General features: G+C 36.1%; 14 protein-coding genes. 13 read left to right on the forward strand and 1 reads right to left on the reverse strand.

Translation table 11 applies throughout. The features are described from left to right. Nucleotides 1–22: 22 nt before the first annotated feature. From BW983_RS17415 to BW983_RS17475, 13 genes are all read left to right on the forward strand, one after another. Complete coding sequence (locus tag BW983_RS17415; RefSeq protein WP_076553164.1) at nt 23–1,549, forward strand: helicase HerA-like domain-containing protein; 1,527 nt, start codon at nt 23–25, stop codon at nt 1,547–1,549. 143 nt (nt 1,550–1,692) lie between these two features. Next, nucleotides 1,693–2,916, forward strand: coding sequence for a 3'-5' exonuclease (locus BW983_RS17420; protein WP_076553165.1), 1,224 nt, complete (start codon nt 1,693–1,695; stop codon nt 2,914–2,916). Nucleotides 2,917–3,166: 250 nt separating this feature from the next. Then, the gene (lysA, locus tag BW983_RS17425; protein ID WP_185114366.1) at nt 3,167–4,369 is read left to right on the forward strand and encodes a diaminopimelate decarboxylase; all 1,203 of its coding nucleotides are present in this window, start codon (nt 3,167–3,169) and stop codon (nt 4,367–4,369) included. 344 nt (nt 4,370–4,713) lie between these two features. Beyond that, entirely contained in the window at nt 4,714–6,447 is a 1,734-nt protein-coding gene (locus tag BW983_RS17430) for a thiamine pyrophosphate-dependent enzyme (protein WP_076553166.1), read from the forward strand. Between the two features lie 143 nt (nt 6,448–6,590). Continuing rightward, nucleotides 6,591–7,070, forward strand: a complete 480-nt coding sequence (locus BW983_RS17435) for an energy transducer TonB (RefSeq protein WP_076553167.1) — start codon at nt 6,591–6,593, stop codon at nt 7,068–7,070. A 10-nt stretch (nt 7,071–7,080) separates the two neighbouring features. Further along, on the forward strand, nt 7,081–7,461 hold the full coding sequence (locus BW983_RS17440; RefSeq protein WP_076553168.1) for an energy transducer TonB: 381 nt from the start codon (nt 7,081–7,083) through the stop codon (nt 7,459–7,461). Between the two features lie 111 nt (nt 7,462–7,572). Then, nucleotides 7,573–9,009 (forward strand): tRNA (N6-isopentenyl adenosine(37)-C2)-methylthiotransferase MiaB, encoded by a 1,437-nt coding sequence (gene miaB, locus BW983_RS17445; RefSeq protein ID WP_076553169.1) that lies wholly within the window; start codon nt 7,573–7,575, stop codon nt 9,007–9,009. A gap of 74 nt (nt 9,010–9,083) precedes the next feature. Next, on the forward strand, nt 9,084–9,533 hold the full coding sequence (locus BW983_RS17450; RefSeq protein WP_084184563.1) for a hypothetical protein: 450 nt from the start codon (nt 9,084–9,086) through the stop codon (nt 9,531–9,533). Further along, the gene (locus tag BW983_RS17455) at nt 9,505–10,302 is read left to right on the forward strand and encodes a tetratricopeptide repeat protein (RefSeq protein ID WP_076553171.1); all 798 of its coding nucleotides are present in this window, start codon (nt 9,505–9,507) and stop codon (nt 10,300–10,302) included. The genes BW983_RS17450 and BW983_RS17455 overlap by 29 nt, the downstream gene beginning before the upstream one ends. 36 nt (nt 10,303–10,338) lie before the next feature. Next, nucleotides 10,339–11,628 (forward strand): sigma-54 interaction domain-containing protein, encoded by a 1,290-nt coding sequence (locus BW983_RS17460; RefSeq protein WP_076553172.1) that lies wholly within the window; start codon nt 10,339–10,341, stop codon nt 11,626–11,628. Nucleotides 11,629–11,641: 13 nt separating this feature from the next. Then, nucleotides 11,642–12,346 carry a hypothetical protein gene (locus BW983_RS17465; protein WP_076553173.1) on the forward strand — a complete coding sequence of 235 codons (705 nt, stop codon included), beginning with the start codon at nt 11,642–11,644 and terminating at the stop codon, nt 12,344–12,346. Beyond that, a complete protein-coding gene (gene lptE, locus BW983_RS17470) occupies nt 12,336–12,890 on the forward strand; it encodes an LPS assembly lipoprotein LptE (RefSeq protein ID WP_076553327.1) in 555 nt (184 codons plus the stop codon). The genes BW983_RS17465 and lptE overlap by 11 nt, the downstream gene beginning before the upstream one ends. A gap of 1 nt (nt 12,891) precedes the next feature. Then, nucleotides 12,892–14,976 carry a tetratricopeptide repeat protein gene (locus tag BW983_RS17475; protein ID WP_076553174.1) on the forward strand — a complete coding sequence of 695 codons (2,085 nt, stop codon included), beginning with the start codon at nt 12,892–12,894 and terminating at the stop codon, nt 14,974–14,976. A 39-nt stretch (nt 14,977–15,015) separates the two neighbouring features. Here BW983_RS17475 and BW983_RS17480 read toward each other — a convergent pair whose 3' ends face one another. After that, nucleotides 15,016–15,621 (reverse strand): DUF4126 domain-containing protein, encoded by a 606-nt coding sequence (locus tag BW983_RS17480; protein ID WP_076553175.1) that lies wholly within the window; start codon nt 15,619–15,621, stop codon nt 15,016–15,018. Nucleotides 15,622–15,623 lie beyond the last annotated feature (2 nt).

Below are 15,623 nucleotides of genomic sequence, written 5' to 3' on the forward strand. Positions count from 1 at the left end.
TAAGTTTAAAAAAAGTGATCAGATGGCAGATAAAGCACAATTTATTGAAGAATTAAATGCAAAATACACTCCTAAGGGAGATCATATTATATTAGGAAAAGGAATGCTGGATGGTGAAGTCGTTACAGAAGTGAACGTTACTATTCCTTTGAAAACAATCAATCGTCACGGGCTTATTGCCGGAGCTACCGGAACAGGAAAGACAAAAACATTACAGGTTTTCGCAGAACAGCTTTCTCATCAGGGAATTCCATCATTAGTTCTCGATATTAAAGGAGATTTCTCCGGAATTGCTGAAGCAGGGCAAATGAATTCCATCATTGAAGAAAGATATGCAAAAACACAGCTTCCATACACTCCACAAGGCTTTCCGGTAGAACTCATGAGTATTTCCGGTGGAAAAGGAGTGAAATTAAGAGCTACGGTGACTGAATTTGGTCCTGTTTTATTAAGCAAGATCCTTCAGCTTAACGATACCCAGCAAAGTATCATGTCTATTGTATTCAAATATTGTGATGATAAAGGACTTCCTTTGATTGATCTTAATGATTTGAAAAAAGTATTGCAATATGTAACAGATAACGCTCAGGGAAAAGCAGAGCTTGCAGCCAACTACGGATCAATAGCTCCGGCTTCATTGGGAGCGATCTTAAGATCAATTGTTGCATTAGAACAGCAGGGAGCGGCAGACTTCTTCGGTGAATTGAGCTTTGATGTTCAGGATTTACTGGAGAAAAGAGATGGCAAGGGTGTTGTTAATATCATGAGAGTATCAGATATTCAGAATAAACCTCAATTGTTCTCTACCTTTATGCTTTCGCTTTTTGCGGAAATCTACATGACATTTCCGGAAGAAGGAGACAGCGGAAAACCAAAACTGGTATTATTTATAGATGAAGCTCATTTGCTTTTTGACGAAGCTTCAAAAGCTCTTCTTTCTCAGATTGAAACAATGGTAAAACTGATCCGTTCCAAAGGAGTGGGAATTTACTTTATCACACAGATCCCAGGAGATGTCCCTGAAAGTGTTTTATCTCAGTTAGGTCTGAAAATTCAGCATGCGTTGAGAGGCTTTACAGCAAAAGATAAAAAAGAAATTACAAAAGCCGTTGAAAACTATCCAACAACGGAGTTCTACAATGCTCCAAGCCTTATTCAGAATTTAGGAATTGGGGAAGCATTTGTAACAGCTTTAGATGAAAAAGGTATTCCTACACCATTAGTTCATACTTATCTTATTTCTCCGGAATCCAGAATGGATGTTCTGAGTGAAACAGAAGTTACAGATTTAACTTCAAGATCAGCAATGGTTGCTAAATATGAGAAGGCTATAGACAGAGAGTCTGCTTATGAAATATTAACTGCCAGAATGGAGCAGGCGGCACAGAATCCCACGTCTACTCAAAGGTCAAGACCGGTAAAAGAAGAACCGGGGATGTTTGAGCAGGTATTACAAAGTAAGGCAGGAAGGACTTTTACCAATACATTGATGAGAGAAGGAGCAAAGGCAATCCTTGGAATGTTTGGTCTGGGAGGCAGAAGAAGATAGTATTGAAGTATAATCTATGATTACCTGCTATATTTGATATATTTTTTGTTACTTTAGCAGGTTATCTTTACTGATAGGGAAGTAATATCAGAGTAAAGAATTAAGATTTTAATTAATAAAAACAGTAGTTAACGGGAAAATCAATGTATTCAATTATAGACATAGAAAGTAATGGTGCAGGTTATAGAAATGAGTGCATTATAGACATTGCCATCTACAGATATGATGGTCAGAAAATTACGGACCAATTTATATCTCTTGTCAATCCGGAAGGAGACATTACTCCTTTCGTTCAGAAATTGACCAGTATTACCCCGAAAATGGTGAAAACTGCCCCGAAATTTCATGAAATAGCCAAAAGAGTTATTGAAATTACTGCAAATACAACACTGGTAGGGCATAATATCGATTTTGATTACAGAATGCTCCGTCAATCGTTCAAAAGGCTTGGTTATGATTTTAAAATCAATACTTTAGATACAATTCCTTTAGCTAAAAAACTTATCCCTGATGAGGTAAGTTATTCATTAGGTAAATTGGTGAAATCATTAGGGATTCCATTAACTAATCATCACAGAGCAGATGGAGACGCAAGAGCAACTTTGGAGCTGTTCAAACTTTTAATATCAAAAGATACTGAAAATGAGATCATCCAGAAGCAACACGATGAAACCAATGCGAAAACCTACATCAATAAGATTAAAGAACTGACTCAGGACCTTCCTAACGATAAAGGATTCGTGTATTTCCAGGATGAAGCCGGAAGAATTATTTTTACCGATTATGTTCAGGACATCAATAAATTTTCAAAAAAGGTTTTCAACTCCAAATCAAAAAAATGGGAACAGGTTCAGAAAGATTCAGAACAGATCAATTTTGAACTTACCGGAACAGATATTATTGCTAAACTGATTCTTAATTCTAAAAATATTAAGAAAAAAGAAGTTTTACCTTTCGGATTATATTCCAGAAACAATAAATATATTGTTGAAAAGAATACACTCAATAAAACAGAGAAACCAATTCTTAAATTCCGATCTTTTACTCAGGGAACAAAGGCGGTTCAGTTTATTGGAACTCAGGAAGAATACAATGATGCAGCCGTATTAAAACAAAAAATTGAGTTCAGAAAAAGAAATGAGCTTTGGTTGGGAACAGGAAGAAAGCTCGGTGAAAAACTATTCCTGATCATTGAAAACGGAAAAGTAATATCCTTTGGATTCTATGAACTGTTTACGCAGATACAAACATTAAGTAAACTTGCTAAGCTAAAAATAGACCTTCCCATTTCTTCATCGGATCTGAATAATGAATTACAATTAGCACTTCTCCGCGGAGATTTTGAGACATTACCATTACCGAAATAATAGAAAATCTATAGGTTACAGATAAGGTGCTTGTCCAAAACAATTATCTTAAAGTGGAAAATAAATAGTATTTTTGTAAAAAATAAATAGAAGCAATGCAAAATTTTAAACAAATTAAAACTGGAAAAAAGGGAGCTGTAAGGTTCTCTAAGGTTTGGAATATTTAAAAGAGTTGTCTTGCATAAAAAATAATTAATGTGGCAGACTCTTTCTTGGAAGAATCTGCCTTTTTTTATGTTAAAATGAAATTATGAATTCAAAAGAATTATTAAAGATCGCCAATGAGTTTGGTACACCGGTGTATGTTTACGATGCAGAATCCATCAAAGTTCAATATGAAAAACTTACATCTTCTTTTTTAAAACATACAAAGTTCTTCTATGCTGCAAAGGCGTTGACGAACATTAATATTCTTAAGTATGTCAAGAACTTGGGTGCTTCTTTGGATTGTGTGTCTATAAACGAGGTTAAACTTGGATTAAAGGTAGGATTCCCGAAAGAAAAAATTCTCTTTACTCCAAACTGTGTTGATCTGGCTGAAATAGAGGAAGCAATGGCTTTTGGAGTTCATATAAACATTGATAACATTTCTATCCTTGAGCAGTTCGGGAATAAATACGGAAATTCTTATCCGATTTTTGTAAGAATCAACCCGCATATCTTTGCAGGTGGAAACTATAAAATTTCAACAGGTCACATCGACAGTAAATTCGGAATCTCCATTCACCAGCTTCGTCATATTGAAAGAGTGATGAAAAGCACAAATGTGAATGTGGAAGGGCTTCACATGCATACGGGAAGTGAAATTAAAGACCCGGAAGTCTTTCTACAGGCTTTGGATATCATGCTTGAACTAGCTGAACATTTTCCAAACCTGAAATATCTGGATATGGGAAGTGGTTTTAAAATCCCTTACCAAGACAGTGAAGAAGAAACAGACGTTAAAACTTTAGGTAAAAAAGTTGAAAAAGTTTTAGGAGAATACACAAAAACAACAGGTAGAAAATTTGAATTATGGTTTGAACCAGGGAAATTCTTAGTTGGAAAAAGTGGTTATCTTTTAGTAAAAGCGAATGTAATCAAACAAACGACGGCAACTGTTTTCGTGGGAGTAAATTCAGGCTTCAATCACTTGATCCGTCCGATGTTCTATGATTCTTACCATATGATTGAAAACCTTTCCAACCCAAAAGGAGCAGAAAGAATTTACACAGTTGTAGGAAACATCTGTGAAACTGATACATTTGCATGGGACAGAAAGCTAAATGAAGTGAGAGAAGGCGATATCCTTGCGTTCCACAATGCGGGAGCTTATGGTTTTGAGATGAGTTCAAACTTCAATTCACGATTAAAGCCTGCAGAAGTTTTATTCCTTGATGGTAAGGCTCATTTGATCCGAAAAAGAGATGAATTTGAAGACTTACTGAGAAACCAGATTGAAGTGGTGATGTAAGCAATATAAAATAATAAATGAGCGGCTGTCCTTTTCGGGCGGTCGTTTTTTTTTATATAAAATACTTGTATGTCATTAATAAGCCAAATTTTATTTTTTTTAAGTCTATAATGCTTTCTCTACATAGCAAATTTATAAAGGAAAAAACGCAAAGCGTGTATTATTTTTTTTACTCTGAAAGCTTTAAGTTAAAATAAAACCTAGTTGTTCAAATCCAATAAAAGTTACAATTTTTTTAATAATAAATCCTGTCGGAATTTCCAATTAATTAGTTAAATTTGATAGAGTTAGGAAATTTATCTCAATTGTGATAAATAAAAAATAACCATCAAATTTATTTAATTATGGCTAAAAATATAGCAGAGCAAATTGTAGAAATGCTCGAAAATGCCAATGTGAAAAGAATTTATGCAGTAACAGGCGACAGTCTCAATCATCTCAATGCCGCAGTTAAAAAAAGCAGTATCAAATGGATTCATGTGAGACATGAAGAAGTAGGAGCCTATGCCGCTGCCGCTGAAGCTGAACTTGATGGCTTTGCGGTATGCGCAGGAAGTTCCGGTCCAGGTCATGTTCACCTTATCAATGGAGTATACGATGCACACAGATCTCATGTTCCCATGTTGGTTATAGCATCTACAATTCCCAGTGATGAAATGGGAATGGATTATTTCCAGGAAACCAACACGATAAAGCTTTTTGATGATTGTAGTCATTACAATCAGATGATTACAAGACCAGAGCAGGTACAAAGGGTTATGCAGACTGCTATTCAGCATGCTATTTCTAAGAAAGGTGTAGCAGTGATTGGGCTTCCGGGAGATGTTTCCGAGATGGAAGCAGAAAAAGCAACAACCTCTGCGCAGATTTTTAAAACCAATCCTATTATCAGACCTTCTGATGATGAATTGAAACAATTAGCAGCACTTATTAACGAAAGTAAAAAAGTAACTCTTTATTGCGGTATTGGAGCAGGTGAAGCGAATAAAGAAGTTGTAGAGCTTTCCAGACTCTTGAAAGCACCAGTAGGGTATTCTTTCAGAGGGAAAATGGCAATTCAGCCAAACAATCCTAATGAAATTGGGCTTACAGGATTATTGGGATTTCCTTCCGCCTATCATGCGATGTACGAAGCTGATCTGGTAATTCTTCTGGGGACTGACTTCCCGTATCAGAAATTTATGCCGGTAAAAAATAAAATTGTTCAGATAGACGAAAGTCCAGAACGATTAGGACGAAGAGCGAAGCTTGAATTTGGGCTGGCGGGAGATATAAAGCAAACCATTATGGCTTTGATTCCTTTGCTGAAAGAAAAAAATGATGTAGATTTTCTCAATGAGCAACTTGCTTTTTATGATAAGGTAAAAGAAAATCAGATGGAATACGTCAAAGACTTTGGTAAAGAAGACGCTATTCAGCCGGAATATGTAACCCATACTTTAGATAGATTAGCAAAAAAAGATGCGATATTTACAGTAGATACGGGGATGTGTTGTGTTTGGGGTGCAAGATTTATTACAGGGACCGGGGAAAGAAAAATGCTAGGTTCATTTAATCATGGATCAATGGCAAATGCAATGCCTATGGCTATCGGAGCATCACTTGCTTATCCCGGAAAGCAGGTAATTGCGATGTGTGGTGATGGAGGTTTATCAATGTTGCTGGGCGATATGGCGACCATTTTCCAATATAAACTTCCGGTAAAGCTAATTGTTTTCAATAACAGAACCCTTGGTATGGTAAAGCTTGAAATGGAAGTAGGCGGAATGCCGGATAATGAAACAGATATGATCAATCCGGACTTTGCACTGGTAGCACAGGCTATGGGATACCCTGGGAAAAATGTGCACAAACCTGAAGAGGTTGAGAATGCCATTAAAGAATGCCTGGATCATGACGGTCCTTACCTTTTAAATATTTTTACCAATCCTAATGCATTAGCGCTTCCTCCAAAAATTGAATTTGATCAGATCGTAGGAATGACGAAATCTATGGCTCAGTTGATGTTGGGCGGAAAAATGGATGAGGTTTTGGAAACAGTTAAAAGTAACTATAAACACATTAAAGGCTTATTATGATCTGAGACAATGTATCATAAACATTATTTAAAAGTTTAATCATCACCATATCCTAAGAACTTCATACTTTGTGTGAAGTTTTTCTTTTTTATAAGGGATGTAAATATTTACCTTTGCTTAATAATTCTATAACAAATCAAGCTATGAGAACGATACTTTTATTTTTTGCTTTATGCGTTGCAAACTTTACATTTGCCCAGGAGCTTGAGGACAGGGATGATTCCTTTATCGTAGAGAACAATAAAAACCTTTTTAAAATTGACGTTAAAGAACCTTTTCTACAGGTAGCCGTAAAGTGTCATGACTTTAAACCTGCATCTTTTGAAGGGGGAGCTTCTGCATACAAAGATATATTGAGTAAGTACATGTATACTTATCTGAATGCAGATTTCTATACTTTAAGCGGAGACTTTACATTTACGTTGATCATTGATACTACGGGTAGAGTAATTGATGCCATAGGAGCTCCTAAAGTTTTACACAGTGAAGCTTTCTTTGATGATATGCAATATGTGGTAAGAAGGATGAAGAAAAATTGGACTCCTGCAACTTGTGATGGGCAGCCAGTAAAATCTCAAATGAAAGTAAAAATGAACTTCTCTTCATTATCAGTAGATATGTAACCTCGAAATGATGAATAAAAAACTACTAACCATTTTCTTATTTGCTTTATTTTCATTGAATTTATCTGCACAGGAAGCAGTAAAGAATTCATCTGACAAAGCTATGCCCGGAGGAATGAACAGCTTCAGAGCAGAAGTGGCAAAACAAATTGACCTTAGTGATTTTATTTGGAAGGAACCTTTTAGGCTGGTGGTGACATTCATTGTAAGTAAAGAAGGGAAGATGGAGAATATCAAATTAGAAGAATCATCAGGAAACACTGAATTTGATCAAAGAATTCTGGACGGAATTAAACGTATCAGAAAGAAAAAATGGACTCCAGCACGTAAAAACGGAGAACCTGTAGAGTCTTTTTACACGCTTCCGCTAACTTTTCACCCTCCAAAATAATCTCCTGACATTCTGTCACAATATTTTGTATCTTTGCAGACTCATCTGTTCGTAATTTAAAATTCACGGAGCAATTCTCTGTGTTTTAATCTCGAACCAAAATTGATTATCGTGCAGGAAAAATATATAGACGAAACAAAACAGGGTGAAGCTTTTGCTATTGCCGAAAGACCGGAAAATTCTAAAAAACTGTTTTTAGAAAGCTATGGTTGTCAGATGAACTTTTCGGATTCTGAAATTGTTGCATCCATCCTTAATGAACAAGGGTACAATACAACAATGAAAGTTGAAGAAGCAGATCTGATCCTGTTAAACACTTGTTCTATCCGTGAAAAAGCAGAGCAAACTGTAAGAATGCGTCTTTCCCAGTTCAAGAATCTTAAAAAAGAAAAACCGAATATGACGGTTGGTGTTCTTGGATGTATGGCAGAAAGACTAAAAACTAAATTTTTAGAAGAAGAACAATTAGTGGATCTGGTTGTTGGTCCGGATGCTTATAGAGATTTACCCAACCTTCTGAAAGAAACGGATGATGGTAGAGATGCTATCAATGTAATCCTTTCAAAAGAAGAAACCTATGCAGATATCAATCCGGTTCGTTTAGGCGGAAACGGAGTTACAGCTTTTGTTACCATTACAAGAGGGTGTGATAATATGTGTACTTTCTGTGTAGTACCATTTACAAGAGGAAGAGAAAGAAGCCGTGATCCACATTCCATCATTGAAGAATGTAAAAGCCTTGCAGATAGTGGCTATAAAGAGATTACCCTTTTAGGTCAGAACGTAGACTCTTACTTATGGTATGGAGGAGGTCCTAAAAAAGATTTTGCCAAAGCTTCAGAAATGCAGAAAGCTACAGCCGTGAACTTTGCTCAATTACTTGATCAGGTGGCTAAAGCTGTTCCTGAAATGAGAATCAGATTCTCTACATCAAATCCTCAGGATATGAGTATTGATGTATTCAAAATGATGGCAAAACACGAAAATATCTGTAAATACGTACACCTTCCTGTACAAAGCGGAAGCAATAATATGCTTGAAGCTATGAACAGACAACATACCCGTGAAGAATACCTTGAATTGATCAGAAAAGCGAAGGAAATTGTTCCGGAAGTAGCTTTCTCCCAGGATATGATCGTAGGATTCTGTAATGAATCAGAACAAGATCACCAGGATACATTAAGTCTGATGAAAGAAGTACAATATGATTACGGTTATATGTTTGCTTATTCAGAAAGACCAGGAACCCCTGCACATAAGAAAATGGAAGACAACATTCCTGCGGATGTGAAGCAGAGACGTCTTGCTGAGGTTATTGCGCTTCAGGGAGAACTTTCCAGAATGAGAATGAAATCTTATGTAGGAAGAATGCATCAAATTCTGATCGAAGGAACTTCCAAGAAAAATGAAAATCAATGGAAAGGAAGAAACTCTCAGAATGCCGTATGTGTTTTCGATAAATTGGAAGGACAGCAGATTGGTGACATTGTGAACGTTTTTGTTTATGATAATACCCAAGGCACACTTTTAGGAAGAATTGCAGAATAAATTAAGTGACAAAGGCGGTTTATCTTTTATTATTGCTCTTTTTCACCCTGTTTTCATGCCAGGCAGAAAAGAACATGAGTAGATATCCGGATACCGTAGGTGATATAACATTTGATGAAAAACTGGATGAAGCTGGTTTTGAGAAGTGTGGAAAAGGAAAGAACATACCTTTCAGCTTTCAATATTATCACGGACCGAAGATGTTCCAGTATAAAGGAGAGAAAATTGCCATTGTTGAAAAACTTAAAAAAGAAAATATATATTCAGAAAAGAAAATCAATGGTTATATTACCGTTAGATTTTTAGTAAATTGTGAAGGGAAAACAGGATTGTTCAGACTCAAGCATATGAATTCGGATTTGAAAGATCTTGCTTTGGATGAAGAATTGGAAAATAAGCTGTTGAAATTCACAAAATCATTGAATGGCTGGATGCCAAAAGAGATAGAAGGTTTAAAAGTAGATTACTATCAGTATTTAACCTATAAAATTGAAGATGGAAAAGTTTCAGAGGTATTACCTTAGCTTTTTGTTACTTATAGTGTACACCAATACTATTGCACAGGTAAACTGTAATGCAATAGAGGGTGAGGACTGCAAAAAAGCCTGTGAACTTTACAATCAAGCTTCAGATTTACAAGGCTTCAGAGAGTCTCAGGAAGGTTTTGATAGGGCTATTGAACTTTGCCCCGATTTTTCCAATGCTTATATGGAAAAAGCGGTACCTTATCTCAAGAACGGAGATTTTGCAACCTGGAAAATCCTCATTGATAAAGCCGTTACTTTAAATCCTAAAATGCACCTTGGCTACAGAGGCTGGTGTAAATTTCAGTTTTTAGGAGATTATAAAGGTGCCATTCAAGACTTAGAAAAATTTCGAAAATATTATCCCGAAGATCTTGGAAGGTCGTTAAACGGTGATTACCATCTGGATGTAGTAAAAGCTATGTCCTATAGTGCTTTAGGGCAAAAAGAAAAAGCAGCAGGAATTATTGAAAGACTGCTTGCCACAAAAGGTTATGTGAAGGGAATGTTTGATCATTACCAGCTTGGCGTAACCTATTTCGAACAGGGAAAATATGACAAAGCCCTGGAAAATTTTGAAAAACAAAGCAAAGAATACGACTTTGCTGAGAACATATACTTTAAAAGTAAAGTTTCTAAGATCAGAAACAAGGATTATTTAGATTTAAAAATGTTAGCCTTACAAACGTATGATGACGGGAAGACCATGAAAGATGTCTACACTCATCATTTTAACAAAGTCTACAGACAGCAGATTGAAGAGCTGTAGAACATTAACATTAAATCAATAATCAAACATTTACTTATGAGCAACGAGTTACAAAACATAAAAAACCGCTTCGGAATTATCGGGAACTTTCCGGCACTCAATAGGGCACTGGAAAAATCTATTCAGGTAGCTCCTACAGACATTTCCGTTCTTGTTATCGGAGAAAGTGGGGTGGGAAAAGAATTTATTCCGAAGATCATCCATTCAGAATCCAGAAGAAAACACCAGCCTTATATTGTTGTAAACTGTGGGGCTATTCCTGAGGGAACCATAGATTCAGAATTATTCGGTCACGAAAAAGGAGCCTTTACAGGAGCTACAGCTACCAGAAAAGGGTACTTTGAAGTAGCAGATGGAGGTACAATCTTTCTTGATGAGGTGGGAGAACTTCCGTTACAGACGCAGGTTCGTCTTTTAAGAGTCCTGGAAAGCGGTGAATTTATGAAAGTAGGTTCTTCACAGGTTCAAAAGACCAACGTAAGAATTGTAGCCGCTACCAATGTCAATATGATGAAGGCTATTCATGATGGGAGATTCCGTGAGGATTTATATTACCGTTTGAATACTGTTCAGATCGATATGCCTCCTTTGAGAGAAAGAAAAGGAGATATTCATTTATTGTTCAGAAAGTTCGCAATAGATTTTGCAGAGAAATACAGAATGCCTGAGCTTGAATTAGAGCCTAGCGCAGTTCATTATATAGAAAGCTACTCTTTCCCTGGGAATGTCCGCCAATTAAGAAACTTAGTTGAGCAAATGACCGTTGTGGAAAGAAACAGAAACATTACAGCAGAAAAGCTTGCAGAATATATTCCGATGGAAACACATCTGCCAATGGTCGTAAATAACCAGAGTACACCTAAGCAGAACGACTTCGGAAGCGAAAGAGAAATTATGTATAAAATTCTCTTCGATATGCGTAATGATATTAATGATTTAAAATCCTTAACTTCGGAATTAATAAAGAACAGAGGAACTGCAGACTTAAGCAATCATGAGAAAAGTCTGATCAATAGAATTTATACTCCTGAAAGTCAACAACAAGTAAACTCAGGATCTTTATTGTATTTTGAGAATAATAATGATACTCCAACCGTTCAGACTCCAACAATTATTTCAAGCCCGGAAGATAGCTATGAAGATATTGAGGATATTGAAGTGGAAGAAAACAGACCAGAGTCTTTATCACTTCAGAATAATGAAAAGGACTTGATTATTAAAGCGTTGGAGAAGCATAAAGGACGCAGGAACAGAGCTGCAGATGAACTTGGAATTTCACAAAGAACTTTATACAGAAAAATAAAACAATATAATCTGGAAGATTAACCAAACATAAATAATGAAAACATTTTTAGCACCTAAACCAATCAATTTTAAAATCGGAGAATATATCAATAAAGGTATCGAACTTCTAAAGAAAGACTTCGTAAACATCTTTGTAGCTTTTTTATTATGCTGTCTTATGTCTATCATTCCTTTTTGTGCAGCAGTAGCAATGGGGAATATGTATAAATACCTTGGAAAGCTTAACAAAAATCAGCAGGCTAGTCCCGGAGACATTTTTGATTTTAAAGATTTTATGCCTTATTTTATTCTGCAGTTAATTATTCTTGGAGGTTTCTTACTGCTTTATATTCCTTTGATTATCGTAATGGTAGTTACAGGAGCTATTTCAGGTAATGATCAGGGAAATCCATTGTTGGTATTGTTTATGATTCCTTATTTGTTTATCATGATTGCAGCTATTTATTATTTTGCTTTGAAAGCATTTTATATTGCTCCATTGATCAGTCTTAAAGGAATTACAGATATAAAAGAAGCTTGGAATATTTCAAAAGTAATGACTAAAGGTAATCTATTGTCTATTTTTCTTTTCTCATTAATAGTAAGTATCTTATCTCAGGTAGGTTTTCTTGCCTGTGGTATTGGTGTTTTTCTTACCTTACCTTTCTTATACACTGCAAATTATTTTGCTTATGAAGATGCTATTCAACAAATTGAGCATGATGAAATCACTGAAATTGGATCTAAAAATGAATTTTAAAATTAAAAATATTAATCTGAAACAGCCTGCAAGGGTTGCTATACTCTTCGTTCTGATGGGTGTTTTAAACTCGTGCTACAGCTTTAGCCAGGGTGGAGCCCTTAAAGACGAGAAAACCATTCAGATCAATGAATTTCCGAATAATGCCCCTCTTGTGAACCCGGCATTATCACAACAGTTCTCTACAGATATTCAGAACAGGTTTCTTCAGAGAACAACTTTGAAGGGAACAAAAGAAAATCCGGATATTCTGGTAGAAGGAGAAATTACAGACTATACAATTACTCCTACAACAATCAGTTCCACTACAGAGAAAAACCCTTCCGGTGGAGTGATTCAGCAGGCACAAAACAAGCTTATGATCACTGTGAAAGTGCATTATGAGAATAAAGTAAATGTAGAAGCAAGTTTTGACAGAACCTATACTGATGAAGCTGTTTTTAACAGTAATCTATCACAGAGTGATATCGAAAGTCAGCAGGTGAAAGTTGTAACAGAGAGAATTATTAACAAGATTTTTAACGACATTGTAGCGAATTGGTAAGATGAATCCGAGAGTTTTAGAATTAATAAAAAATCCGAAAAATATTCAGTTAGAAGATCTAGGTCTTTTAAAGGATGAGATTCACGCATTTCCCTATATTCAAAATATCAGGGCACTTCACTTGTATGGAGTACACCTGTATGAAAAAGAAAATTATCAGAAGGAACTTTCTACGACAGCAGCATATACCACTGATAAAAAGATTCTTTATCAGCTGATCAACGGGAAAATTCAACAGGAAGTAAAACAGGAGGAAGTTATTGAAGATAAATCAACTTCCAAAACAACAGAAAAACCTGTCCGATATAACTATAAAGACAAAGGCTTCCCGATAAAAAGAGAAGAAACTGCTTCTGAAACAATTGAAGAAGAAACTTCTTGTATTTTACAAACAACGCAGGAAATAAAACCTGTTTATATAAACGGCGAAAGAAACCGAATTCTGTTTGAAGGAGAAGAAAACTTCCTTGATGAAGAAAATACAGAAACAATCGATCTAGAATCTACGCTGGAGTCAGGAACTTTGGTAACTCAAAAAGCTGAAGCACTAGTAGTGGAACCGATTCAGGATCAAGAAGAAAGTCAATCGGAAATTGAGGAAAATATTGGTGAAAACTTTACTCCGGAAACAATTATTGACGAAGAGCAGATAGCTTCTGAAAATGTTTCGGAAAAAGTGGAAGAGGATGACCATCTGAGCTTTGAAGAAATACAGCCTTTATCATCTGAAGAAAATATAACGGAAGAAGCAGTAGACTCTGAAGTTGTTTTAGAAAATGAAAACGCTCCTATTTCAGAAGCAGAAGCAATAGATGAAAATATTGAAAAACCAATAGATGCTGAATCCGTTGCTGTAGCTGAAGAAACCTTTGGTTCTAATTTTGAGCAAGAAGAAAAGACAGAAGTCCCCGATGCAGAACTAAGCTTCCACGGAACAGACGCTTTCCTTCCGGATGTTAAAATCCAGACAAACAGCGAAGAAGTAACTGAATCAGCTGAAGTTTCCCTACCTAATGTAAATAAACATGAGGAGGAAATGAGACGTCTGATTGAGGAGGTTGAAAAGAAAATGAAGGAAACAAAGGCTGAGGCTATCTTAGAAGAGAAAAAAGAAGAGCCGGAAGCAGTTGTAGAAGATCATGAAATCAGCTTTGCAGAAACTCAAAGTTTCCACTTTTGGTCAACAGGAGAAGAAGCTCCAGAGCCATCAGAGGATGTAAAAGCTGAAGCTGTAAAAGAAGAAGTTACTGAGCCTTTAGAAACCATAGAAGAGCTTTCTGAAGAAGTAGTTGTAGAACAAAACCCATCTGAAGTTCAGGTATCATGGAAACCGATGAGCCTTGAATCAAACATACCAGATTCTTTAATCAGTAAATCAGATGCAGCCCCTGTGAGAAACACTTCTATTGAAGCAGAAAAACCTGTTAACGAAGTAGAAATTCCAGTTAAAGAGCCTGAGTCTGAAACTATCATTGAAGAATCCAACGATGATGCTTTACCATCCGAGCCAGAAGCTCAGAAATTGGTTGAAGAACAAGCTGAAAACAATGATATTTCCGATGAGAAAGAAGTTATTGCAGCCAAAAAAGATGAAGAAGCACCTGTAATGAATGTTTCATTCTTTAGTTCAGATATTTCCAACTTAAGTGTTGAAGAACAGGCTAAGAATAAAGACGTATCAGCAAAAGAAGAAGGAATGAAGGATGTTATTGAAAAAACTACTCAATCCTCTGTAGATAGTAATGTTCCAGGGTTTATCAATACCTGGCAGAGCTGGCTGAAAATAGACAGAGTAGAAGAGGTTGAAAAAGAAAAAGAAGAAATCAAAGAAAAAGCGATTGAAACTTTTATAGAAAACAATCCTAGAATCAGTCAGTTAAAAGAAGAAAGCACCTATGTTGTCAAAGAAAAGAATGATGACATTTCACACTTGATGACTGAGACACTTGCTAATCTTTATTTTGAACAGAAATTATATTCAAAAGCGATAAAAGCATTTGAAATACTGATCAAAAAACACCCTGAAAAGAAAGATTACTTTACTTCTAAGATCAAAGAAATTAAAGATTTCAGAAGTAAAAATTAAAATAAGAAAGGTACAGTGTAGATACTGTACCTTTTCATTTTATAGATTCTGAGAGGTATTTTTACCCCGTAATTTTCTCCAGGCTTTCCTGCCATAAACAATAACAAAGATTAAAAGAACTATTGCTACAATTGCAGCAATAATTGGTGCTGCCATCGCCAGAATAGACATAATGCCAGCTCCTGCAGTTTCAGTAGTTCCTACCACAGAATTCCCCAATCCTCCGGTAGTTGCCGTAGAAGCAGCCCGTATTCCTGCAAAACCGGAACTGATCGTAGCTGCTGTTCCGCCACCTGCAATTAATGCCAATGCCCACTGTGGAAACGTTCCCATATCAGCAAACTGACTCGCAAATAGCACAGAACCGGCGACAGTTGCCATAGGAATAGAAACCGTATCCAGTAAATGATCAATGAAAGGGATATAATAGGCAAGAATCTCAGCAACAGTTGCTATTCCTGTTGTGATGAGCGTAGGCAACCCTGCAAGCCACTCAAATTGCTCATTCATAGGAATCCAATGAAAATAAGAGGAAAGGCTTACGATGAACATAGGGAGAAATACCCTAAAGCCTGTAGCTGCAGCCAACCCAATGCCGATAAAAGCACTCAGTACATAGGAAAGGTAGGGAACTTGATCTAACATAT

The sequence above is a fragment of the Chryseobacterium ureilyticum genome (assembly GCF_900156735.1).
In the GTDB taxonomy this organism is placed as follows: domain Bacteria; phylum Bacteroidota; class Bacteroidia; order Flavobacteriales; family Weeksellaceae; genus Chryseobacterium; species Chryseobacterium ureilyticum.

Bases quoted from the DNA above. Each gene is read 5' to 3' on its own strand.
- BW983_RS17430 (WP_076553166.1), top strand. From the start codon at position 4,714: ATGGCTAAAAATATAGCAGAGCAAATTGTAGAAATGCTCGAAAATGCC.
- BW983_RS17455 (WP_076553171.1), top strand. From the start codon at position 9,505: ATGGAAAAGTTTCAGAGGTATTACCTTAGCTTTTTGTTACTTATAGTG.
- lptE (WP_076553327.1), top strand. From the start codon at position 12,336: ATGAATTTTAAAATTAAAAATATTAATCTGAAACAGCCTGCAAGGGTT.
- BW983_RS17465 (WP_076553173.1), top strand. From the start codon at position 11,642: ATGAAAACATTTTTAGCACCTAAACCAATCAATTTTAAAATCGGAGAA.
- BW983_RS17480 (WP_076553175.1), bottom strand. From the start codon at position 15,621: ATGTTAGATCAAGTTCCCTACCTTTCCTATGTACTGAGTGCTTTTATC.
- BW983_RS17460 (WP_076553172.1), top strand. From the start codon at position 10,339: ATGAGCAACGAGTTACAAAACATAAAAAACCGCTTCGGAATTATCGGG.
- BW983_RS17475 (WP_076553174.1), top strand. From the start codon at position 12,892: ATGAATCCGAGAGTTTTAGAATTAATAAAAAATCCGAAAAATATTCAG.
- BW983_RS17435 (WP_076553167.1), top strand. From the start codon at position 6,591: ATGAGAACGATACTTTTATTTTTTGCTTTATGCGTTGCAAACTTTACA.
- BW983_RS17450 (WP_084184563.1), top strand. From the start codon at position 9,084: ATGAGTAGATATCCGGATACCGTAGGTGATATAACATTTGATGAAAAA.
- lysA (WP_185114366.1), top strand. From the start codon at position 3,167: ATGAATTCAAAAGAATTATTAAAGATCGCCAATGAGTTTGGTACACCG.
- BW983_RS17420 (WP_076553165.1), top strand. From the start codon at position 1,693: ATGTATTCAATTATAGACATAGAAAGTAATGGTGCAGGTTATAGAAAT.
- BW983_RS17415 (WP_076553164.1), top strand. From the start codon at position 23: ATGGCAGATAAAGCACAATTTATTGAAGAATTAAATGCAAAATACACT.
- BW983_RS17440 (WP_076553168.1), top strand. From the start codon at position 7,081: ATGAATAAAAAACTACTAACCATTTTCTTATTTGCTTTATTTTCATTG.